Annotated in this window: 22 protein-coding genes; 21 read left to right on the top strand and 1 reads right to left on the bottom strand. The window is 38.3% G+C overall.

Annotated features, from left to right (window positions below; genetic code table 11):
• The first annotated feature begins 18 nt into the window (after positions 1-18).
• The 21 genes from rnpA (at position 19) to glmS (ending at position 20718) form a co-directional block, all read left to right on the top strand.
• Positions 19-375, top strand: coding sequence for a ribonuclease P protein component (gene rnpA / locus H4J57_RS13850; protein ID WP_070375297.1), 357 nt, complete (start codon positions 19-21; stop codon positions 373-375).
• On the top strand, positions 342-590 hold the full coding sequence (gene yidD, locus H4J57_RS13845) for a membrane protein insertion efficiency factor YidD (protein WP_070375298.1): 249 nt from the start codon (positions 342-344) through the stop codon (positions 588-590). Before rnpA ends, yidD begins: the two co-directional genes overlap by 34 nt.
• A gap of 6 nt (positions 591-596) precedes the next feature.
• Positions 597-2234, top strand: coding sequence for a membrane protein insertase YidC (gene yidC, locus H4J57_RS13840; protein ID WP_182222564.1), 1638 nt, complete (start codon positions 597-599; stop codon positions 2232-2234).
• 101 nt (positions 2235-2335) lie between these two features.
• Positions 2336-3712, top strand: a complete 1377-nt coding sequence (gene mnmE, locus H4J57_RS13835; protein ID WP_182230301.1) for a tRNA uridine-5-carboxymethylaminomethyl(34) synthesis GTPase MnmE — start codon at positions 2336-2338, stop codon at positions 3710-3712.
• Between the two features lie 39 nt (positions 3713-3751).
• The gene (locus tag H4J57_RS13830) at positions 3752-4195 is read left to right on the top strand and encodes a flavodoxin domain-containing protein (RefSeq protein WP_182243340.1); all 444 of its coding nucleotides are present in this window, start codon (positions 3752-3754) and stop codon (positions 4193-4195) included.
• Positions 4196-4631: 436 nt separating this feature from the next.
• Positions 4632-6521 (top strand): tRNA uridine-5-carboxymethylaminomethyl(34) synthesis enzyme MnmG, encoded by a 1890-nt coding sequence (mnmG, locus tag H4J57_RS13825; RefSeq protein WP_182243338.1) that lies wholly within the window; start codon positions 4632-4634, stop codon positions 6519-6521.
• 27 nt (positions 6522-6548) lie between these two features.
• A complete protein-coding gene (gene rsmG / locus H4J57_RS13820; RefSeq protein WP_182222561.1) occupies positions 6549-7181 on the top strand; it encodes a 16S rRNA (guanine(527)-N(7))-methyltransferase RsmG in 633 nt (210 codons plus the stop codon).
• A gap of 21 nt (positions 7182-7202) precedes the next feature.
• A complete protein-coding gene (locus H4J57_RS13815; protein WP_182243336.1) occupies positions 7203-8000 on the top strand; it encodes a ParA family protein in 798 nt (265 codons plus the stop codon).
• 27 nt (positions 8001-8027) lie between these two features.
• The gene (locus tag H4J57_RS13810; protein WP_182217502.1) at positions 8028-8912 is read left to right on the top strand and encodes a ParB/RepB/Spo0J family partition protein; all 885 of its coding nucleotides are present in this window, start codon (positions 8028-8030) and stop codon (positions 8910-8912) included.
• Positions 8913-9223: 311 nt separating this feature from the next.
• Positions 9224-9619, top strand: coding sequence for an ATP synthase subunit I (locus H4J57_RS13805; protein WP_182217504.1), 396 nt, complete (start codon positions 9224-9226; stop codon positions 9617-9619).
• Positions 9620-9666: 47 nt separating this feature from the next.
• The gene (gene atpB, locus H4J57_RS13800) at positions 9667-10521 is read left to right on the top strand and encodes a F0F1 ATP synthase subunit A (protein ID WP_182175911.1); all 855 of its coding nucleotides are present in this window, start codon (positions 9667-9669) and stop codon (positions 10519-10521) included.
• A gap of 84 nt (positions 10522-10605) precedes the next feature.
• Entirely contained in the window at positions 10606-10833 is a 228-nt protein-coding gene (gene atpE / locus H4J57_RS13795) for a F0F1 ATP synthase subunit C (protein WP_086745850.1), read from the top strand.
• Between the two features lie 40 nt (positions 10834-10873).
• Positions 10874-11344 (top strand): F0F1 ATP synthase subunit B, encoded by a 471-nt coding sequence (gene atpF / locus H4J57_RS13790; protein WP_070375308.1) that lies wholly within the window; start codon positions 10874-10876, stop codon positions 11342-11344.
• 14 nt (positions 11345-11358) lie between these two features.
• On the top strand, positions 11359-11892 hold the full coding sequence (gene atpH, locus H4J57_RS13785) for a F0F1 ATP synthase subunit delta (protein WP_070375309.1): 534 nt from the start codon (positions 11359-11361) through the stop codon (positions 11890-11892).
• A gap of 16 nt (positions 11893-11908) precedes the next feature.
• A complete protein-coding gene (atpA, locus tag H4J57_RS13780) occupies positions 11909-13450 on the top strand; it encodes a F0F1 ATP synthase subunit alpha (RefSeq protein WP_070375310.1) in 1542 nt (513 codons plus the stop codon).
• Positions 13451-13477: 27 nt separating this feature from the next.
• A complete protein-coding gene (atpG, locus tag H4J57_RS13775; RefSeq protein WP_070375311.1) occupies positions 13478-14338 on the top strand; it encodes a F0F1 ATP synthase subunit gamma in 861 nt (286 codons plus the stop codon).
• Between the two features lie 58 nt (positions 14339-14396).
• Positions 14397-15782: a F0F1 ATP synthase subunit beta gene (atpD, locus tag H4J57_RS13770; RefSeq protein ID WP_182217848.1), complete on the top strand. Its 1386-nt coding sequence runs from the start codon at positions 14397-14399 to the stop codon at positions 15780-15782.
• 74 nt (positions 15783-15856) lie between these two features.
• Positions 15857-16279, top strand: a complete 423-nt coding sequence (locus H4J57_RS13765; protein ID WP_070375313.1) for a F0F1 ATP synthase subunit epsilon — start codon at positions 15857-15859, stop codon at positions 16277-16279.
• Between the two features lie 266 nt (positions 16280-16545).
• Complete coding sequence (gene glmU / locus H4J57_RS13760) at positions 16546-17919, top strand: bifunctional UDP-N-acetylglucosamine diphosphorylase/glucosamine-1-phosphate N-acetyltransferase GlmU (protein ID WP_182243334.1); 1374 nt, start codon at positions 16546-16548, stop codon at positions 17917-17919.
• A gap of 192 nt (positions 17920-18111) precedes the next feature.
• The gene (locus H4J57_RS13755; RefSeq protein WP_182217845.1) at positions 18112-18873 is read left to right on the top strand and encodes a DeoR/GlpR family DNA-binding transcription regulator; all 762 of its coding nucleotides are present in this window, start codon (positions 18112-18114) and stop codon (positions 18871-18873) included.
• Positions 18874-18885: 12 nt separating this feature from the next.
• Positions 18886-20718, top strand: coding sequence for a glutamine--fructose-6-phosphate transaminase (isomerizing) (gene glmS / locus H4J57_RS13750; RefSeq protein WP_182217843.1), 1833 nt, complete (start codon positions 18886-18888; stop codon positions 20716-20718).
• A gap of 836 nt (positions 20719-21554) precedes the next feature.
• Here glmS and H4J57_RS13745 read toward each other — a convergent pair.
• On the bottom strand, positions 21555-23813 hold the full coding sequence (locus tag H4J57_RS13745) for an EAL domain-containing protein (protein WP_182243332.1): 2259 nt from the start codon (positions 23811-23813) through the stop codon (positions 21555-21557).
• Positions 23814-24078 lie beyond the last annotated feature (265 nt).

Here is a 24078-nt window from a genome sequence, read left to right as displayed (position 1 = left end):
AGAGATATTTTAACCATCATGGTTAATTATGAATTTAATCGGGAGTCACGCTTGTTGACTCCCGGTCACTTTCAATCTGTATTTTCTAAACCTCTTCGTTTCGGCTCTAGCCACATAACCATTCTTGTTAGTCCAAATATTGATGAACGTAATCGTTTAGGCTTAGCTATTGCTAAAAAACGCGTTAAATTAGCTGTTCAGCGAAATCGTATTAAACGTCAAATCAGAGAAAGCTTTCGACTCAATCAGCACGACTTACCTAACATCGATATGGTTGTAATGGTAAAGTCTGGTACTGATCAGTTAGAAAATGCCGAAATAAGAAAACAATTAGAAAAAATATGGCGAAAGATAATTCAGCGGCACAACAGCTAGCCATAGCTCTTGTAAAAGCTTACCAGCGCTGGCTTAGTCCACTACTGGGTAATAACTGCCGATTCCATCCAACTTGCTCTTTTTATGCTGTTGAAGCGATAAATCGCTTCGGTGTGATAAAAGGTTGTTGGTTAGCAGCCAAACGTATACTAAAATGCCACCCATTAAACGCGGGTGGATTAGATCCCGTGCCACCATCAAAAGAAGAGAAATAATAAATTATGGAATCTCAACGCAGTTTTCTTTTTATTGCGCTTATGGTTGTTACTTATTTGCTATTCACTGAATACCAAAAAGATAATGCACCCGTAGTAGCTCAAACAACAATGACTCAAACATCTGATCAAATTGCTACCGGCAATGGAGATTTTGTTCCTGAATCATCAAGCTCAGCAATGCCAATGTCAGCGCCTACTAAAGCAAAAGAACAAGTCATTACAATTAATACTGACGTGTTAATAGTAAAAATTGCGACTAGCGGTGGTGATATCATTGATGCGAAATTAGTCAAATTTAATACCGAACAAGGAAACGATATTCCTTTTACCGTTTTGCAAAACGGTAGCCGTAAATACATAGCACAAAGTGGTTTAATAGGCGCGCAAGGCATAGATAAAGTGTCCGGACGTCCTATTTACCAAACGAGTAGCAAAAACTACCAGTTAGAAGGCGATGATCCATTAATCGTTGATTTACAATATACTGCTGAAAATGGCTTAAACGTAACAAAGCGTTTTACATTTACAAAATCAGACTACAGCGTAAATGTTGAATATATTATAAACAACACAGCAACTACCGCTGCTACCGTTCAAATGTACGGACAACTAAAACAGTCTACTTTAGTAGAAAGTGGCAGTTCATTAATGCCTACGTATCGTGGTGCAGCCTATTCGACAACTGAAGATCGCTATGAAAAATACGATTTTGGTGACATTGAAGAAAAAAGATTAAATGTAGCTACTGCTGGTGGATGGGTTGCAATGCTTGAGCATTATTTTGTTTCCGCATGGGTACCGAGTCTAACTGCCGATAACAATATTTATTCAAGTTATTCTGCTAACAATGAAGCAGTTATTGGGTTTAAGTCACCATCTGTGACTATTCAACCAAATAGCCAAGCGACAACCTCAGCTATTTTTTATGTTGGTCCTAAGGATCAATATAAGCTTGATGAGATAGCGCCAAACTTAGGGTTGACTATAGATTACGGCTTTTTATTCATGATCAGTAAGCCACTATTTTGGTTATTACTTCAAATTCAGTCTTTAGTTACTAACTGGGGTATTGCGATTATTGTAATTACCTTAGTCGTTAAGGGTGCTATGTATCCATTAACAAAAGCACAATACACCTCAATGGCTAAGATGCGTGAACTTGCGCCTAAAATGGCACAGTTAAAAGAACGCTTTGGTGATGACCGTCAGAAAATGTCACAAGCTACCATGGAAATGTACAAAAAAGAAAAAGTGAACCCAGCCGGTGGTTGTTTACCAATGATCATTCAAATGCCAATATTCTTGGCATTGTATTGGGTATTTTTAGAAAGTGTTGAACTACGACATGCACCGTTCTTTTTCTGGATAGAAGATCTTTCTACTATGGACCCTTACTTTATATTACCGGTATTTATGGGTGTAAGTATGTTCGTTATGCAAAAAATGCAACCGATGACGATACAAGATCCAATGCAACAGAAAATAATGCAATACATGCCAGTCGCATTCTCCGTATTTATGGCTTGGTTCCCATCAGGTTTAGTACTTTACTGGTTTGTCAGTAACATGATTTCAATTGCTCAAATGAAAATTATTTTCAGTGGTATTGAAAAAGCTAAACTAGCCAAAGCTAAAGATTAATTTCTACAGCGTAAAATTATTAAAGGCGGCCTATTAGGTCGCCTTTTTTATTTCCAGTAAAAAATGTTTATAATAGCTGAGCTATTATCTAGGAAATGATTATGACCGAAATTTTATATCAAAAAGAAACCATTGCCGCACAAGCTACTGCACCTGGTAGAGGTGGCGTGGGTATTATCAGAATATCTGGACCTGAAGTTAAGAGTGTTGCTCAGGCTATTTTAGGCAAGATACCTGAAATTAGAAAAGCTGAGTATTTGCCCTTTAACGATGCTAACCAGCAAACGCTCGATCAAGGCATTGCCTTATATTTTAAAGCGCCCCACTCGTTTACTGGTGAAGATGTCCTTGAATTGCAAGGACATGGTGGACCCGTGATTTTAGATATGCTGTTAAAAGAAATTTTAGCACTACCTAAAGTACGTATGGCAAAACCCGGTGAATTTAGTGAGCAGGCATTTATTAATGACAAATTAGATTTAACACAAGCTGAGGCCATCGCTGATTTAATCAACTCGAGTTCAGAGCAAGCGGCTCGTTGTGCATTACATTCACTACAGGGTGATTTTTCTAAGCTTGTTAATCAACTTGTCGAAAGTACTATTCATTTAAGAATGTATGTTGAAGCCGCAATTGATTTTCCTGAAGAAGAAATAGACTTTCTTGCTGATGAAAAAGTTGTTGGCGATCTGAAAAAAATCATAAGTCAGGTAGAAAAGGTTCAAAGCCAAGCCCATCAGGGCAGTATTATTCGTGAAGGAATGCGCGTAGTTATCGCTGGACGACCTAATGCCGGTAAATCAAGCTTATTAAATGCATTAAGTGGACGTGAAGCAGCTATTGTCACAGATATAGCAGGAACAACACGAGACGTCCTTACAGAGCAGATACACATCGATGGTATGCCACTGCATATTATTGATACGGCCGGCCTACGTGAAAGTAACGATCAAGTAGAGCAAATTGGTATTGAACGCGCTTGGCAGGAAATAAATCAAGCAGATAGAGTGCTTCTTATGATCGATGCTTGTGATGATAATAATGATGATCCACAGAAATTATGGCCAGAGTTTTTTGCCAAACTTCCCAAAAATATTGGTTTAAGCATTATTAAAAACAAAGCAGATATTAAGGGCATAGCGACCGGTTTATCGGCGACTAATGATATTCCTACGGTAACCTTATCGGCAAAAAATGGTGATGGCATAGCAGAGCTCAAAGACCATTTAAAAAGTATTATGGGCTATCAGGGCAGTACCGAAGGAGGATTTATGGCAAGGAGACGACATTTAGCCGCATTAGAACAAGCTCACCATCATTTAATTATTGGCTTAGAACAGCTTGAATCTTATGTCGCAGGAGAAATTCTTGCTGAAGAGTTACGTTTATGTCAGATAGAACTCAATAAAATAACCGGTGAATTTACCAATGACGACTTATTAACAGAGATATTTTCGTCTTTTTGTATCGGAAAATAACGCTAAATACCACTTTAAATTTAAGAAAAAAGGGACAAAATGAGCTCATTTCAAATCATTGTTGGCAGTATGTTAGGTGGATCTGAGTATGTTGCTGAAGCCTGTGAAGAGACATTATTGGCACTAAATCACCAAACAACTCTTCACTTGCAGCCCGATTTTGAACAAATAATAGCCGATAATCAAACTTGGCTAATTTGTACATCGACTCATGGTGCTGGAGACTTTCCTGACAACATTCAAAAATTTGTTGAAGATCTTAAAAATAGTACTATAGATCTATCCCCAGTTAAATTTATGATCATAGGTTTGGGTGATTCAAATTATGACACCTTTTGTAAAGCAGCTAAAGATTTTCAAAGGTTATTATTATCAAGGGGTTGCACTGAAATAGTCGTGATCAAAACCTTAGATATGAATGAGGAAATAGATCCAGAGGATCTTGCTCAACGTTGGTTAGAAAATAATAAAGATCTTTTATAAAGATCTTACTCATAAGTTATCAACAAAACTGTCCCCTACAACAACCACCTGTGGATAAGTCTGGGTAAAAGCTATTAATTTCTTATTATTATTCAGTGTATAGAATTCTAATTTATTTAGCTTGTGGATAACTAGCCATTTTGATCATAGGTTTAAAACCCTTTGATCAAAGTTTGATCACAGTGTTATGATCGTACTAATGAACTGTTATCTATAAGGAAAAAGGACTTATCAACAGAAAATGGCTTTACTAATAAGTAATAGTAATAAGATCTCTTTAAAGATCTTATATATTATAAGAAGGATCACACTCAGATCTTTTTAGTCATTTGATCATTCCCCTCATCGCAAAAAAGCGCTAAAATACGTTCCCTAATTTTTGAATAACAAATTATTCATAAAAATATTTTTAACGTTTAATCAAGGCCTGAAATTTATGTGGTACCAAGAATCTTATGACGTAATCGTAGTGGGTGGTGGTCATGCCGGAACTGAAGCATGTCTTGCAGCAGCACGTATGGGTTGTAAAACATTATTGTTAACGCATAACATCGACACCTTAGGTCAAATGTCATGTAATCCAGCCATTGGCGGAATTGGCAAAGGACATCTTGTTAAAGAAATTGATGCCTTAGGCGGATTAATGGCTACGGCTACAGACCATGCTGCAATTCAATTTAGAACATTAAATGCCAGTAAAGGCCCTGCCGTTCGTGCTACACGAGCACAGGCTGATCGAATTTTATATCGCTCGTATGTTAGAAGTCATTTAGAAAATCAAGAAAATCTTACTATTTTTCAACAACCTTGTGACGATCTTATTCTAGAAAATAATAGAATTGTCGGTGTATCTACACAAATGGGATTGAAATTTAAAGCGAAGTCAGTTGTTTTAACCGTTGGCACATTTTTAGCAGGACAAATTCATATTGGTTTGAATAATTACCAAGGTGGTCGAGCAGGAGATCCTGCCAGTGTAAATTTAGCAAAAAATTTACGTGATATGCCATTTCGAATGGATCGTTTAAAAACAGGTACCCCACCTCGTTTAGATGCACGCAGCTTAGATTTTTCTAAAATGGAGCAACAACCAGGCGATGATCCTCGACCGGTATTTTCATTTATGGGATCAAGAGATGATCATCCAGCTCAAGTACCTTGTTACATTACCCATACCAACAGTAATACCCATGATATTATTAGAAATGGTCTCGATAGATCGCCAATGTACACTGGCGTTATTGAAGGCGTTGGACCAAGATATTGTCCTTCAATAGAAGATAAAATAACTCGCTTTGCAGATAAAGATTCGCATCAAATATTTGTTGAACCTGAAGGGTTAACAACCCATGAAATATATCCTAACGGTATATCAACAAGTTTGCCTTTCGATGTTCAAATGGCATTAGTACGTTCAATCAAAGGTTTTGAAAACGCTCATATCACTCGACCGGGCTACGCAATTGAATATGATTACTTTGATCCTCGCGATTTGAAACAAACCCTTGAAAGTAAATTTGTTGAAAATTTATATTTTGCTGGACAAATTAACGGTACGACAGGTTATGAAGAAGCTGGAGCTCAAGGGCTATTAGCGGCGACGAATGCTGCAGCTCGAGTACAAGGAAAAGAAGAACTTATTTTAGGCCGCGATGAAGCTTACATGGGCGTATTGGTTGATGACTTAGCGACGCTAGGCACTAAAGAACCTTACCGTATGTTTACTTCACGTGCTGAATACCGATTATTGTTACGCGAAGATAACGCTGATATCAGATTAACAGAAAAAGGTTATAAACTGGGCTTAGTTGATGAAGCTCGCTGGAAAGCCTTTAACGAAAAAATAGAGATGGTTGAACTAGAGCGTCAACGCTTAAAAACAACCTGGATCCAAAAAGATCACTCTGGCGTAGATCAAATCAATGAGCTACTTAAAGCCGATATCAGTCGAGAAAATAGTTTAGAAGATCTGATCAGACGCCCTGAAGTTCGTTACGATGATTTAATGAAAATAGAAGGTTTAGGACCGGCAATTACTAATAAACAAGCTGCAGAGCAAGTTGAAATTCAAATTAAATATGCAGGTTATATTGATAGACAACTTGATGAAATATCAAAAAAGAAACGACACGAAAATACGCTGATCCCACTAGATTTTGATTTTACCCAAATATCGGGTTTATCAAATGAAGTTGTGGCAAAATTAAGTGATTCACGACCTGAAACAATTGGCAAAGCATCACGTATATCCGGTATTACACCAGCAGCGATATCGCTATTATTGGTTTATCTTAAAAAGCATGGTTTGTTACGTAAGATTGCCTAATTAAAATTATTAAAACGCGAAAAAAAAATGACACTTAAAACTGAACTAACATTACTCATTGATAAAAGCGAATTAACACTCGATGAAGCACAAATAGATTTATTAATTCAATATGTTGAATTGTTAGATAAATGGAATAAGGCTTATAACCTAACATCTGTCCGTAATACCAGTGATATGTTGGTTAAACATATAATGGATAGCCTAATGGTAGGCAAAGAGTTAAAAGGTCAATCATTTATTGATGTAGGAACAGGACCAGGTTTACCAGGTATTCCGTTAGCTATTTTATACCCTGAAAGAAATTTTGTTTTATTGGACAGTTTAGGTAAAAGAATCACTTTCTTACGACAAGTGGTTTTTCAACTAAAGCTCAAGAATGTCACACCAGTGTTATCCAGGGTTGAAAAATATCAACCTGATGAACTCTTTGATGGAGTGTTAAGTCGAGCATTTGCATCACTTGAAGATATGGTCAATTGGTGTCAACATCTGATTGCGGATGAAACGGGGCGATTTTATGCACTAAAAGGTCAATTTCCCCGCGAAGAAATAGAACAATTACCAGAACATATAAAGTTTGTAGACAGTAGCGAAATAATCGTGCCTAATTTACAAGGCGAACGCCATGTTATTAAACTAAAAAAAATAATAATATAATAAAATACTTTCGAGGTCATTGTGGGAAAAATCATTGCGGTTGCTAACCAAAAAGGTGGGGTTGGTAAAACAACAACATCTGTTAATTTAGCTGCCTCACTAGCAGCAACCAAACGAAAAATATTATTAATTGATTTAGACCCTCAAGGCAATGCCACTATGGGCAGTGGAATCGATAAGTATGAAGTACACGCAACATGCTATGAATTACTTGTTGAACAAAAGTCTTTCGAAGAAGTGGTATGTCGAGAAACGTCAGGTTTATATGATTTAATTGCCGCCAACACTGATGTTACTGCTGCTGAAATCAAATTAATGCAAGTGTATTCTCGAGAACATCGTCTAAAAAATGCCTTAGCCCCTATTCGCGATCAATATGATTATATTATAATTGACTGCCCTCCTTCATTGAATATGTTGACAGTGAACGCCATGACTGCTGCTGATTCGGTGTTGGTGCCCATGCAATGTGAATACTATGCATTAGAAGGCTTAACAGCACTTATGGACACAGTTTCGCAGTTAACATCTGTAGTGAATGCTGACTTACACATAGAAGGCATTTTGCGAACGATGTACGACCCCCGTAACCGATTAGCTAATGATGTCTCAGAACAATTGAAACGTCATTTTGGTGATAAAGTTTACCGAACCGTAATTCCACGTAATGTCCGTTTAGCTGAAGCACCCAGTTTTGGCTCACCAGTAATGTATTACGATAAGTCATCAACTGGTGCAAAAGCGTATTTAGCACTTGCCGGTGAAATATTACGTAAAGCAGAACAAAAAAACAAAAACCTGAAAAAAACAATTGATTAACTATTTAGATAAACCCGAAGGAAAATTATGAGTCCAGCAAAACGTAGAGGCCTAGGTCGTGGCCTTGATGCATTATTAACATCAAATAAAGAAACTGATGATGCGACTCAACGTAATTTATCTTCTAATCAAGACAGTGAATTACAATATTTACCCATAGAGCAATTACAACAGGGTAAATACCAACCCCGAAAAGATATGTCGGCTGAGGCTTTAGAAGATTTATCAAATTCTATTCTTTCTCAAGGAATTATACAGCCAATTGTTGTTCGAAATATTAGTGAAAACAATTATGAAATAATTGCTGGTGAGCGTCGATGGCGAGCCGCGCAATTAGCTAAAATGGACAAGGTTCCTTGTTTAATTAAAAATGTACCCGATGAAGCTGCAATCGCTATTGCCTTAATTGAAAACATTCAGCGTGAAGATCTTAATGCCATGGAAGAAGCTATTGCATTAGAGCGTTTATTAACAGAATTTGAGTTAACGCACCAAGAAGTAGCCAATGCGGTGGGTAAATCTAGAACGACTGTTTCTAATCTACTGCGTTTAAATAATCTCAACGAAGACGTTAAGACATTGCTAGAACACGGTGATATAGAAATGGGACATGCACGTGCGTTACTAGCATTAGAAAAAGACATACAAAGTAATGCGGCTAGAACTGTTGTTGCTAAAGATTTAACCGTTCGTGAAACAGAAGCGTTAATTAAAAAGATACAAGCACCAGAGAAGGTGATTGAAGAAAAAGAAAAAGACCCAGATACTAAAAGTTTAGAGCAAAATTTATCAGAAAGATTTGGTTCACAGGTGACAATTGCTCATAACAAAAAAGGTAAAGGAAAATTGGTTATCTCTTACAGCGACCTATCTGAGCTTGATAGTATTATTTCTCGCTTCAACTCTTATTAGATTACGCGCATATTATATTTAAGGTAGTTAACGGGTAATAATAAAAAATATTGTTTATTACCCATTAACCATGATAAAAAATAAGTTTTATTTAACTATTTTATCTTTAGTTATGTCATTCAAAGGTAACGTTTTCATTTTCGATTAAAGCTTTCTAAATTTAGTGTTAAATTTTGTACATATTGGGGCAATCAGCGCCCTATTTTGTTGCATTAGTGCTGTAATTAAGTATACTTGCGACGACTTTTTTAAAGTTAAAGTATTAACTTTAAAAAATACTATGACTACGAAGCATTACGTTGGAGACCGCAGTGGCGAAAGGTTATCAAAATTTATTAACTACGCCTGGTCGAAAATTAGCGTCGAGACAAATCGGTATAATGACAATGTTGGTCGTTATATGCGCGGTAATAACATATTTCAATTGGGGACTCTTATACGCTTACTCTTTACTTGTAGGTGGAGTAGTGGTGATAGTTCCTAATATTATTTTCGCTTATAAAGCATTTAAGTATGCAGGTGCAAATGCCTCAAGAAAGGTTATGGAATCTTTTTATACCGGCGTAAAATTAAAAATGCTATATACAGCGTTATTATTCGCGCTAGTATTTAAATTTTTAGTGATTTCACCCTTAATATTTTTAAGCACATATTGTGTGGTGGTGTTTTTAACATTACTACTGCCAGTTTTTTTAACTGAACGTTAATTCACTGGCGATAAAGATTTATAAACTTTAACTTTTGGGATAATAAAATGGCAGAAGAAGTCACCTTATCAAGCCATATCCAACACCATTTAACTAATGCAAAAATGTGTACAACCGATACTGGTTTAGCATTTAATAAAGCATGTAGTGACAGTGGGTTTTGGACATGGCATATAGATACACTAGCATGGTCAATTGGCCTAGGTATGCTGTTTTTGTGGACTTTTCGCAAAGCTGCTAAAGGAGCTACTGTAGGTGTTCCTGATAAATTTCAATGTTTTATTGAAATGGTTGTCGAGTTTGTCGGTGACAACGTTAATAAAACGTTCCAAGGAAAAAGTACATTAATTGCACCATTAGCCTTAACGATATTTGTTTGGGTCTTTTTAATGAACTTAATGGACTTAATTCCAGTTGATTTCTTACCTGCATTTGCTGGTTTTGTCGGTGAAACTGCTTTCGGCATGGACAGTCACGATGTCTACATGAAAGTTGTACCAACAACAGATATTAATTTAACAGCTGCACTAGCACTTGGTGTGTTTTTATTGATGATTTTTTATTCAATAAAAATAAAAGGTCTTGGCGGCTTTGTTAAAGAATTAACCTTGCACCCGTTCAACACCAAAAACAAGTTAGCGATGGTATTTTTGATCCCTTGTAATTTATTACTTGAAACCATTGCTCTTGTTGCTAAGCCATTTTCGTTAGCACTACGTTTGTTTGGTAACTTATATGCAGGTGAATTAATATTCATCTTAATTGGCGCTGTTGGTTTGATGCAGCTTCCATTGCACTTTGTCTGGGCTGTATTCCATATATTAGTTATCGTATTGCAAGCATTCGTCTTTATGATGCTAACAATCGTTTACTTAAGTATGGCGAGTTCTGATAATCATTAATTTTTAACCTTTAACCTTAACTTTAACTTTAACTTTAACTTTACAATTAAAACTTTGGAGAAAAAAATGGAACAAATATTAACAATGCCTGAAGCGATTAAGTTTATCGCAGTTGCTTTACTAATCGGTTTTGGTGCTATTGGTACTGCAATTGGCTTTGGTAACATGGGTGGTAAATTCTTGGAAGCGTGTGCACGTCAACCAGAACTAGCTCCTTCACTACAAGTGAAAATGTTTATTTTAGCTGGTTTAATCGATGCCGTTGCTATGATCGGTGTTGGTATCGCGATGGTATTATTGTTTGTACTTTAATTTCATTATTTGAACAGCTTACTATTAAGGAGGAGCGGTTGTGAATTTAAACGCCACTCTAATTGGTGAATTAATAGCATTCGTTGTTTTTGTTTGGTTCTGCATGAAATATGTATGGCCACCATTGAACGATGCTATTGAAGCTCGCCAGAAAAAGATCGCTGATGGACTTGCTGCTTCAGACCGTGCTGCAAATGATCTTGAGCTTGCTCAAGAAAAAGCTACTGCTCAACTTAGAGAAGCTAAGTCACAAGCTGCCGAAATTATCGAAGCAGCGAAAAAACGTGAAACGCAAATAGTTGAAGAAGCTGCAGTAAAAGCTCAAGCTGAGAAAGAAAAAATCTTAGCTACAGGTCACACAGAAATCGAAACTGAACGTAACCGTGTTAAAGAAGAATTGCGCAAACAATTTGCTATTCTTGCTGTCGCCGGTGCCGAGAAGATTCTTGAACGTTCTATTGATGCCGCCACACATAGTGACATCTTAGATAAATTCGTCGCTGAACTTTAAGAGGGAATAGAGCTATGTCTGAATTGACAACTGTCGCTCGTCCTTACGCTAAAGCAGCGTTCGATTTTGCTGTTGAAGCAAAGGCTATTGATAGCTGGTTATCACAGCTGACCTTTGCTGCTGAAGTTGCCAAAGATGAAACCATTAAAGGGGTTCTTTCTGGTGGTGCTTCAGTCGAGCAGGCACAAGCACTTTTTTTAAGTGTTTGTGGCGAGCAAATAGACAGTCAAGGCCAAAATTTCTTGAAAATAATGGCAGAAAACGAACGCTTGTTGGTGCTACCACATGTTTTGACGCAATTTTTAGCACTTAAAGCTGAATTTGAGCAAGAAGTTACTGTGGATGTAACCTCAGCTGTAGAAATTACAGCAGAGCAAAAAACAACACTTAGCGCCGCGCTTGTAAAGCGTTTGGCTCGAAAAGTAAAGCTTAATTGTATTGTCGATGCGACTATTATTTCAGGTTTAATTATTAAAGCTGATGACATGGTAATTGATGGCTCTATACAAGGTAAATTGAGCCGTTTAGCAACAATTTTACAATCCTAGAATAAGGGAAAAGAGCATGCAACTGAATTCCACTGAAATCGCCGAACTGATCAAAAATCGTATTGAACAGTTTGACGTTGTCAGCGAAGCTCGCAACGAAGGTACTATCGTTTCTGTAACTGATGGTATTATTCGTATACATGGCCTTGCTGATGTAATGCAAGGTGAAATGATCGAACTTCCTGGTAGCCGTTTTGCTATCGCGTTAAACCTTGACCGTGATTCGGTCGGTGCGGTAGTTATGGGTCCATACGCTGACTTAGCTGAAGGCGTAAAAGTTAAAAGTACTGGTCGTATTTTAGAAGTACCAGTAGGTCGTGGTTTATTAGGTCGAGTGGTTAACACTTTGGGTGAGCCTATTGACGGTAAAGGACCTATTGAAAATGATGGTTTTTCTCCTGTTGAAGTTTTAGCACCAGGTGTTATCGAACGTAAATCTGTTGATCAACCTGTACAAACAGGTATTAAATCAATTGATTCAATGATTCCAATTGGCCGTGGCCAACGTGAACTTATCATTGGTGACCGTCAAATTGGTAAGTCTGCCATCGCTTTAGATGCCATTATTAACCAAAAAGATACTGGTATTAAGTGTGTATATGTAGCAATAGGCCAAAAGGCTTCTACAGTTGCTAACTTAGTACGTTCTTTAGAAGAACACGGCGCGTTAGACAATACTATCGTTGTTGTTGCTGGTGCTTCTGAAGCTGCCGCACTACAGTACTTGTCAGCATATTCTGGCTGTACTATGGGTGAATACTTCCGAGATCGTGGTGAAGATGCATTAATCGTATATGATGATTTGTCTAAGCAAGCAGTTGCTTACCGTCAAATTTCATTACTTTTACGTCGTCCACCAGGTCGTGAAGCTTACCCAGGTGACGTTTTCTATCTTCATAGTCGTTTACTTGAACGTGCTGCTCGTGTAAACGAAGCATACGTAGAAAAGTTTACCAACGGTGCAGTTAAAGGTAAAACGGGTTCATTAACAGCTTTACCTATCATTGAAACGCAAGCGGGTGATGTATCTGCTTTCGTACCAACTAACGTAATATCAATTACTGATGGTCAGATTTTCTTAGAGTCTAACCTATTTAACTCAGGTATTCGTCCTGCTGTTAACGCTGGTATTTCTGTTTCTCGTGTTGGTGGTGCTGCGCAAACTAAAATCATCAAGAAGTTAGGTGGTGGTATACGTTTAGCCTTAGCACAATATGCTGAATTAGCTGCATTTGCTCAATTTGCTTCAGATTTAGATGACGCGACTCGTGCTCAATTAGAGCATGGACAACGTGTTACTGAACTGATGAAGCAAAAGCAATACAGTCCATTGTCAATTGCTGAAACAGCTGTATCGTTATTTGCTGCAGAAAAAGGTTACTTAAACGATGTTGAAATCGCTAAAGTGGTTGATTTTGAAGATGCATTACGCACTTACGTAAACAATGATCACGCTGAGTTGATGGCTACTATCAATGAAAAAGGCGACTATAACAAAGATATCGAGTCTGGTTTAGCGAAAGCAATTGAAGCTTTTAAAGCTACTCAAACTTGGTAATTTAGTTCACCTTTTTGGAGAATAGTCATGGCTGGTGGTAAAGAGATTAAATCAAAGATTGGAAGTGTAAAAAATACACAGAAGATCACCAGCGCAATGGAAATGGTTGCAGCTAGTAAAATGCGCAAAGCGCAAGATAACATGGCTGCATCTCGTCCATACGCTGAGAATATGCGAGATGTGATCGGTCGCGTCGCACTTGGTAATTTAGAATTTCGTCATCCATATATGGTTGAACGTGAAGTCAAGCGTGTAGGTTATATCGTTGTCTCAACAGACCGTGGTTTGTGTGGTGGTTTAAATATTAATTTATTTAAAAAGGTACTTGTTGATGCGGGTACACACCAAACAGCGGGCGCCGATGTTGAATTTGCCATAGTGGGTTCTAAAGCTACGTCATTTTTTAACAATATCGGTGCTAAAATAGTGTCGCAGAAGTCTGGATTAGGTGACAATCCTTCACTAACTGATTTAATTGGTAGTGTTAAGGTGATGTTGAATGCCTATGATAGTGGTGAAATAGATAGATTGTTCATTGTATATAACAAATTTGTTAATACCATGACGCAAAAACCAACAATCGATCAACTTTTACCTTTGCCTAAGTCAGATGATGACGCATTTAAGCACAGCTGGGATTATTTATACGAACCTGATGCTCAAGTTTTACTTGAAAAACTGCTCGTTCGTTATACGGAATCGCAAGTATATCAAGGTGTGGTTGAAAATCTCGCCTGTGAACAAGCTGCTCGTATGGTTGCAATGAAAGCTGCAACAGATAATGCGGGTGACTTAATTGATGATTTACAATTGGTATATAACAAAGCGCGTCAAGCAAGTATTACTCAAGAATTGGGTGAAATCTGTGCTGGTGCAGCAGCGGTATAAACAAAAGTTCTTTGTTTATTTTATTAGTAAATAAGAGCACAAGATTAGAGGATTAAACATGAGTACAGGTAAAGTCGTCCAAATCATTGGCGCAGTTGTGGATGTAGAATTTCCACAAAATGCTGTACCTCAGGTATATGACGCGTTAAAAATAACTGAAGGTAACCTTAGTGGCTTAGTACTTGAAGTACAACAGCAACTTGGTGGTGGCGTAGTTCGTACTATCGCCATGGGTTCATCTGACGGTTTACGTCGTGGTCTGAATGTAGAAAACACAGGTGATAACATCCAAGTTCCAGTAGGTACTGCAACTTTGGGTCGCATCATGAACGTATTGGGTGAGCCTATCGATGAAGCTGGCCCAATCGGCGAAGAAGAAAAGTGGTCAATTCACCGCCAAGCGCCAGCATATGCTGACCAAGCGATGTCAAATGAGCTACTTGAAACTGGTATCAAAGTAATCGATTTAGTTTGTCCATTCGCTAAGGGTGGTAAAGTTGGTTTGTTCGGTGGTGCTGGTGTTGGTAAAACCGTTAACATGATGGAACTTATTCGTAACATCGCGATTGAGCATAGCGGCTACTCAGTATTTGCTGGTGTAGGTGAGCGTACTCGTGAAGGTAACGATTTCTATCATGAAATGAACGATTCAAATGTACTTGATAAAGTATCACTTGTTTACGGTCAAATGAACGAGCCTCCAGGAAACCGTTTACGTGTTGCCTTTACAGGTTTAACAATGGCAGAGAAATTCCGTGACGAAGGTCGTGACGTATTATTCTTTGTTGATAACATTTACCGTTATACATTAGCCGGTACTGAAGTATCTGCACTTCTTGGTCGTATGCCATCAGCGGTTGGTTATCAACCAACACTTGCTGAAGAAATGGGTGTACTTCAAGAGCGTATTACATCAACTAAGAAAGGTTCAATCACTTCAATCCAAGCGGTATACGTACCAGCAGATGATTTGACTGATCCCTCTCCAGCTACTACTTTTGCTCACTTAGATGCAACGGTTGTATTGAGTCGTGATATCGCTTCGCAAGGTATTTACCCTGCAATTGACCCACTAGATTCTACTTCTCGTCAACTTGATCCATTAGTTGTTGGCGCTGAGCATTATGAAACTGCCCGTGGTGTTCAATCAACATTACAACGTTACAAAGAACTTAAAGATATTATCGCCATCTTAGGTATGGATGAATTATCTGAAGAAGACAAATTAGCTGTGAATCGTGCACGTAAGATTCAACGCTTTTTATCTCAACCGTTCTTTGTTGCTGAAGTATTCACCGGTTCTCCTGGTAAGTATGTGTCACTTAAAAACACTATCAGTGGTTTTAAAGGCTTACTTGCAGGTGAATACGATGATTTACCTGAGCAAGCTTTTTATATGGTTGGTTCTATCGAAGAAGCAGTTGAAAAAGCTAAAAACATGTAATTTGCTTGGGCGTGTTAGGTTAACGTAAGTCATCGACTTATTGACTATCTAACCGCCTACTTTAGGAGGTCAAAATGTCAGCAATGACGGTAAATCTAAATGTAGTAAGTGCAGAAGAGAATCTATTCTCTGGACGTATTGAATCATTACAGATCACAGGTTCAGAAGGTGAACTAGGTATTATGCCTGGTCACGCACCTTTATTGACCTCGCTAAAACCTGGTATGGCTCGTATTGTTAAATATGGTGGCTCAGTAGATGTTATATATCTTTCTGGCGGCATGTTAGAAGTTCAACCAAATAACGTAACCGTGTTAGCTGATATAGCGATACGTGCAGACGATTTGGATGAAAAAGAAGTATTAGAAGCTAAGCAACGTGCAGAAAAACACATGAACGCCCATGGCGGAGATGTTGGTTTTGCTGAAGTTGCGGCTGAATTAGCGCGAGTAACTGCGCAATTACGTGTAATACAAGCGTCTAATAAAAAAGTCTAACTTTACAGACAAAGCACTAAGTTTTAGTGACAGAAAAGCGATATTTACTTAAGGTATATATCGCTTTTTTTTGTCTTTAATATAGTGGCTAATTAAGTCTTACCACAAAGTCACTCGGTTAAATTTACTGAACCTTGTTAAACAATTAATCTTGGTGATGTAAAAATATATCAGACACTTATAGCGCGACATGGCTATAGTTTATCTGTTAAAACAAGGTTACAATATTTGTTATTACCATCAAAAACATAAATAACGGATATACTATGTCTCTTTCAGTTGTCATTCTTGCCGCGGGTAAAGGTACTCGCATGCGTTCATCACTCCCTAAAGTACTTCACGCAATTGCTGACAAACCTATGGTTAGCCATGTCATTAATGCTGCCCGCCAATTAAACGCCGATAATATCTATATTGTCTATGGCTTTGGTGGTGAAGTATTAAAAGCGACAATAGCGAATAGTAGTGCAAATGATGATTTAACCTTTATTGAACAAAAAGAACAACTAGGTACCGGACATGCCGTAGATATGGCATCACCTTTCATTAAAGATAATGAAAATGTTTTAGTGCTTTATGGTGATGTACCACTGACCAAAGTTAGTACATTAGAAAAATTATTAGCGGTTAAACCAGACCATGGTATGGGATTACTAACGGTAAATTTAGCTGATCCTACTGGCTACGGTCGTATTATGCGTAAAGATAATGCAGTGGTTGGCATCATAGAGCAAAAAGATGCTTCGGCCGAACAGTTATTAATTACCGAAGCTAATACCGGCATTTTATTAGCAAATGGTGGAGATTTAAAACGTTGGTTAGCAAATTTGTCAAGTGACAATGCCCAAGGTGAATATTACTTAACTGATATTATTGCCGCATGTCATCATGAAGGTAAAACTATTGCTACTGCTCATCCCGATACCGAGATTGAAGTTGAAGGTGCCAATAATCGAGTGCAACTTGCTTCATTAGAACGAGCTTTCCAACTACGTGAAGCCGAAGCGTTAATGATAGCGGGGGCAAGCCTACGTGATCCTAATCGCATCGATATTCGTGGAAACGTAGTCATTGGAGAAGAAGTGCATATCGACATTAACTGTATTTTTGAAGGTGATGTTTCTTTAGCGAATGGTGTGCAAATCGGTGCCAATTGTATTTTAAAAAATTGTACAATCGGCGAAAATAGCATAGTTAAAGCAAATAGTATTATCGAAGACGCCGTTGTTGGTAAAGACTGTTCTGTCGGACCATTTGCTCGACTGCGCCCCGGCTCTGTAATGAATAAAGATTCTCATGTTGGTAATTTTGTTGAAATGAAAAAAACAACCTTAGGAGCTGGGAGTAAAGTGGGACACTTAACTTATTTGGGCGATACGATTATTGGTCAAAATGTTAATATTGGTGCTGGAACCATCACTTGTAACTATGATGGCGTTAATAAGTTTAAAACCATTATAGACGACGGTGCTTTCGTCGGTTCAAATAGTTCGTTAGTAGCCCCGGTTACTATTGGTGCTAATGCTACCATAGGTGCGGGCTCTGTTATTGCTAAAGATGTACCAGCCAATGAACTAGCTGTTGCTAGAGGTAAACAAAGAAATATAGCCGGCTGGCAAAGACCGACCAAAAAAAGCTAGGTTAATTGATATTTAAAATGAAAGAGGCGCAATATGCGCCTCTTTTTTATGTTCACTGATATAAATTAGGATTAATATCAGTCAAATAAATATTTATTGCCATAAAAGCATACTTTTGTTCTAATAGCTTAAGTTACTAAACGAAACTTATTATGTAAGATAAGTGACGAAACAAAAGATAAACTTAATCGCATGTCAAAAAGAAACACCCAGCAGCGTCGCCACAGTATTATCTCTGAGCTTAATGAGCACGGAGAAGTAAGTGTCGATAGTCTTGCAAAAAAATTCGTTACTTCAGAAGTAACCATCAGAAAAGATTTAGCTGCGCTAGAAAATAGCGGATTATTGCTCAGACGCTACGGTGGAGCTGTGCCTTTGCCTAGAGATATTATTGAGCATAAGTCTGATAAAGTTTCGAAACGAAAGGTTTCAATAGCCAGTAAAGCGGCGACACTTATTCGTGATCATAACCGCATCATTATCGACAGCGGTAGTACGACTTCGGCCTTAGTGAAAGAGCTTAATAGCAAACAAGGTTTAATCGTAATGACCAACTCTTTAGCTATAGCTTCTGATTTGCATGCGCTTGAAAATGAACCGACATTATTGATGACCGGAGGCACTTGGGATACACATTCTGAGTCTTTTCAAGGTCAAGTAGCGGAAAGTGTCTTGAGATCTTATGATTTTGACCAACTTTTTATTGGTGCCGATGGTATCGATATAGAGCGTGGCACGACTACTTTTAATGAGCTTTTAGGGCTTAGCCGAGTGATGGCCGACGTCTCTCGAGAAGTTATTGTACTTGTTGAATCTGAAAAAATTAATCGTAAAATACCTAACGTTGAAATTCCTTGGCAAAATATAGACATACTGATCACTGATGCAGATCTGTCTGATGAACTCAAAGCCAAACTCTTAGAACAAGACGTTAAATTACTCATTGCAAAATAAAAGGAAAAAACTATGTGTGGGATCGTAGGTGCTGTAGCACAACGTGATGTAGCAGATATATTAGTTGAAGGGTTAAAACGCCTAGAATACCGTGGATATGACTCAGCCGGTGTTGCTATTATCGATAATAACAACCAATTAAACAGAGTACGACGCTTAGGCAAAGTACAAGAGTTAGCAGACGCTTTAATAACAACCCCTTTATCAGGTGGAACAGGTATTGCTCATACGCGCTGGGCTACTCATGGTGCGCCAAGTGAAGTGAATGCTCACCCACATGTATCTAGTGAAAATATCGCTGTTGTTCATAATGGTATCATCGAAAATCATCAAAGTTTAAGAATACGTTTGCAGGGCATGGGCTACGAATTTGTTTCAGAAACAGATACTGAAGTTATTGCTCATTTAGTTCATCTTGAATTAAAAACATCCGCGACCTTACTTGAAGCGGTACAAAAAACAGTTAAGCAGCTTGATGGCGCCTATGGCACCGTTGTACTTGATACTACCGATAAGAGTCGTGTAGTTGTTGCACGCTCTGGCAGCCCTTTAGTGATAGGTTATGGCGTAGGTGAAAACTTTATAGCCTCTGATATGATGGCGCTATTACCGGTCACCCGAAAGTTTGCTTTTCTTGAAGAAGGTGATGTTGCTGAAGTTACTCGTTTTGAAGTTAACGTATTTGATACTAACGGCGTACCCGTAAAGCGTGAAGCAAAAGAACAAGATATCAGTCAAGACAGTGGTGATAAAGGTGAATACCGTCACTACATGCTAAAAGAAACTTACGAACAACCTACGGCTATCCGCAATACTTTAGAGGGGCGCTTGTCTGGTAATGTGCTCGATATGAATACTTTTGGTGAAGGCGCTGATGAAATATTTAAGGGTATCGAACACGTACAGATTATTGCCTGTGGTACTAGCTACCATTCAGGTATGGTGGCACGGTATTGGTTAGAGTCGCTAGCAGGTGTTTCTTGTAATATAGAGATTGCCAGTGAGTTTAGATACCGAAAGTCTCATGTTCCTAAAAATGCCTTAATTGTAACTATCTCTCAGTCGGGTGAAACAGCAGATACTTTAGCGGCACTTCGCTTAGCAAAAGAGCTTGGCTATAAAGCTAGCTTAGTTATTTGTAACGTAGCTGGTTCATCTTTAGTGCGTGAATCTGATCTCGCTTTCATGACCAAAGCCGGTGCAGAAATTGGCGTTGCTTCTACCAAAGCATTTACCACACAGTTAGTCGGCTTGTTAATGATGACTTGGGCTATAGGTAAACATCACGGTATGAGTGAAGCGGTTCAAAATGAAATCGCCAGTTCATTAATGGCTTTACCCAGTAAACTAGAAGAAGTCTTAGCATTAGCAAGTTCTATCGAAGATTTAGCGGAAGACTTTGCTGACAAACACAACGCTTTGTTTTTAGGTCGTGGCGACCAATATCCTATCGCTATGGAAGGGGCTTTAAAGTTAAAAGAAATCTCTTATATCCACGCTGAAGCATACGCCGCTGGTGAATTAAAACATGGACCATTAGCGTTAATCGATGCTGATATGCCTGTAATAGTTGTTGCGCCTAAAAATGATTTAATTGAAAAGCTTAAATCAAATGTTGAAGAAGTCCGCGCGCGCGGTGGCTTAATGTATGTGTTCGCTGACAGTGAAGCAAATTTTGCCAGTGATGATACGATGAAAGTTATTAATGTGCCGGTATGTGACGATTTAATCGCACCCATTGTTTATACGTTACCACTGCAATTGCTTTCATATTATGTCGCAATAATTAAAGGCACAGATGTTGATCAACCTCGTAACTTAGCAAAATCAGTTACCGTTGAGTAGAATAATAAGTCTTAAATGAAAGTGTACGAGTTAAATAGAGTACGAAACAAAAAATAAAGTACGAAATTCGAAATAAAGTATGAAACTATTTTAAGATCGAAACTAAAAATAAATAACGAAACTGGAAGCGGTTATTCTTATGAGTAGTCGCTTTTTTATTAGTTGTAGGTTCATCTATAGAGTATTTTATCTAATTTAGTAAAGTAATTACTTCAAATGAAATACTTTAGCCCTCATTGAATAGTCGTGGTGAATCTATTGGTTAATCTGACCGAGAATGAGAATATGTGACTGCGCACAATGTTTGAGATTGCCAATCATCAAGTGATATTAACATTCTATATGATCACTAATGCCACATTGCGGACGTTTTTATGAATGAAGGATCGACCTTAAAACAGTCAGCAAAGATACGTTAGCAGACGTTAATATCAATAGTTTTCTGAGCTATTCTTAGTGTTAATTAAACGTTGAGCTACCTTCATCTTGACAGTCAACAATGCCACCATTGCCGCCGTTCGCTGGTCCTAGTGTAATTGACTGTTTCAGATCCAAAAATGAAACTCCATCGACCCCGCAGGTAAATAGCTTTCGATTGCCAACGAGTCGGTTATTTCAGTTATAGAAAGTTTTCAACTTTAGTGTTATCCGACATTAAGCGCCTTTTAGTGAGTGAATGAGAAGTCTATGATTTTTATTCTGCCGTGTTCGAACAATGTGTTGTCTTCAAGAGCAACTTCACTCTTGATGTGAAACGAAATTTTATATTTTAAATAGCAACTAAGTTTTAAACACCCCGTTAGCATGAAATTAAGTCAAATATCAGTCTTAATACATCATATCTGCCAAGAATCATCCGCTTTCCAGTTAGATACCCATTTGGGAATATCAACGGCAGGCATGGGTCGAGCAATGCCATAACCCTGCGCCAACTGACAACCAAGTTTTAATAATGCTAATCCATGAGGAATAGTTTCTACGCCCTCAGCAATCACGTCACGCCGGAATGCATTAGCTAATCCTATTACGGCTTCAACAATCGTGGAATCATCAGCATTTTCTAACATCTCCCGTACAAAGGTTTGGTCTATTTTAATTAAGTGCGCTGGCAGGTGTCTGAGATAGGTAAGTGACGAATAGCCCGTGCCGAAGTCATCTAAAGCAAAGTGTACGCCAAGCTCATTGCATGCATTCATTGTCGCAGACACTTGACTGATATCATTTAAGGCACTAGTTTCGAGTATTTCTAATTCTAAATAGTTGGGGGCTACTTCAGGATGGAGCGCTAGCAATGCAGCTAAGCGAGTTGTGAAGTTACTTTGTTGTAATTGATAGGCACTAATGTTGACACTGATTGGTAGATTTATTCCCATGCTTCGCCATTGGATTATTTGGCTCAATGCAGTGTCTATGACCCATTCACCCAGCTCTAGACTTATGGCATGACCTTCTATTATAGGTAAAAAGTCTAAAGGTGGGACTAAACCACGTACTAAATGCTGCCAGCGGATTAACGCTTCTACTCCTATTACTTCCCCAGTCTGCATATTCACCTTGGGTTGATAGTGCAGCACAAACTCGTTACTTGCCATAGCTGTACGAACATCGTCGATACTTTTTCGTTGCGTATTAATTAAATTATCTTTTGCAGTATCAAACAGGTGATAACGGTTTTTACCTACTTGCTTGGCAACATACATGGCTTGGTCGGCGCGACGTATGAGTGAGTCTGCTTCCACACCGTCTTGCGGATAAAAGGCGACACCAATACTTACTGAAACTTGCATGACGACATCGCCCACGGTAACAGGATTAGCAGCGGCCTTTAGTAGACATTCTAATACTGGCACACTATCTTCAGGCTTTTCTAAATCAATCATTACTGCGATAAATTCATCACCGCCAATACGTGCGAGCGTGTCATCTTCACGTAAAGCCGCTTGCATCTTTTGTGACACTGCAATGAGCAACCCGTCCCCCATATTATGTCCATACTTGTCATTGACATCTTTAAAGCCATCTAAGTCCATAAACGCAACGGCTAATGACCTACTACCACGTTGGCATTGCACCATAGCTTGTGTAATGCGGTCTGTCACTAATACGCGGTTAGGCAGATTGGTTAGTAAATCGTAATGAGTACTTCGTTCCAATTGCCTTTGGTACGCCTTTATGGATGAAATGTCAGTGGATAATGAAACGTAGTGTTGCGTAAGGCCATCAGCATTTTTTATAGCACTAATGGATAGCATTGCGGGAAATATTTGACCATTTTTACGACGGTTCCATATCTCGCCACGCCAATGCCCCTGTGTTTGCAGCGTATCCCACATTTCGATAAAAAACTCCGGCGATTCGCATCCAGATTGGAGGATGCTTGAATTTTCTCCCAGTACATCTTTAGGATCGTAACCAGTGATGCGGCTGAATGTATCGTTGACTTCAGTAATAGTCGCAGTTGCATCGGTTATCATGATGCTCTCTTGAGTCTGGGTAAAAACACTGGCTGCACGTCTTATCTTTTGTAGTAGATGCTCTTTCTCTTCGTTAGCAATGACTAATTCATCTGCTCGCCTCTCTTTTTCTTTGTTGGCGAAGACTAAATCATCTTCTAGCTTGTTTTTCTCTTTGTTGGCGATGACTAAATCATCTTCTAGATTGTCTTTCTCTTCGTTGGCGATGACTAAATCATCTTCTAGCTTGTCTTTCTCTTCGTTGGCGGTGACTAATTCATCTACTCGCTCGGTGACGTCCTCCATGGACAATAAAATAATCAGTTCTCTATCTTCATCTTCTTCAATCTGTTGGGCATTTATCAGCATGATTCGCCGACCTATATTGGCAAAATTGTGCTCAACTAGGTAGCTATTAAAACTGGTTTTCTGGGGTAAAATTGTTTCTAATAGTTCTCGCAGTGCAGGAATATCCCATTGTTTATTGTCTAACTCGTATATGAGGTATCCGATGGCATTTTCAGACTTGACTTTAAAAAACGTATAAAAAGAATCGTTTGCAGTGACTATCCTTAAATTTTTATCTAGTGTAATTAAGGGGGGGGGCGTCGCATTGATGATTATATCAGCATACTCAGACATTTTTTGATTTCCTCAGTCCATCTACAAACAACAGTGAAGCAATAAGTATTATTCATTGCTTCACTGTTGAAAAAATGACGTTGATTTAATTAGGCTAAAGCCGATTACTTTCATAAATGACTTAAAGCATTTGCTAAACGAAGAGTCCAACCGTTTAACGCTAACACATATCTCAATCGATTGTGTCTTTAGGTCGATTACACGATGAATTGATTTGTCTATCTATGGTTTGTTATGACCTGTACAGCTATCCAATCAAAGATCC

Source organism: Colwellia sp. BRX8-7 (assembly GCF_014077275.1).
In the GTDB taxonomy this organism is placed as follows: domain Bacteria; phylum Pseudomonadota; class Gammaproteobacteria; order Enterobacterales; family Alteromonadaceae; genus Colwellia_A.
The sequence above is the reverse complement of the archived record's forward strand: the minus strand, read 5'-3'. Positions and strand labels throughout refer to the sequence as shown.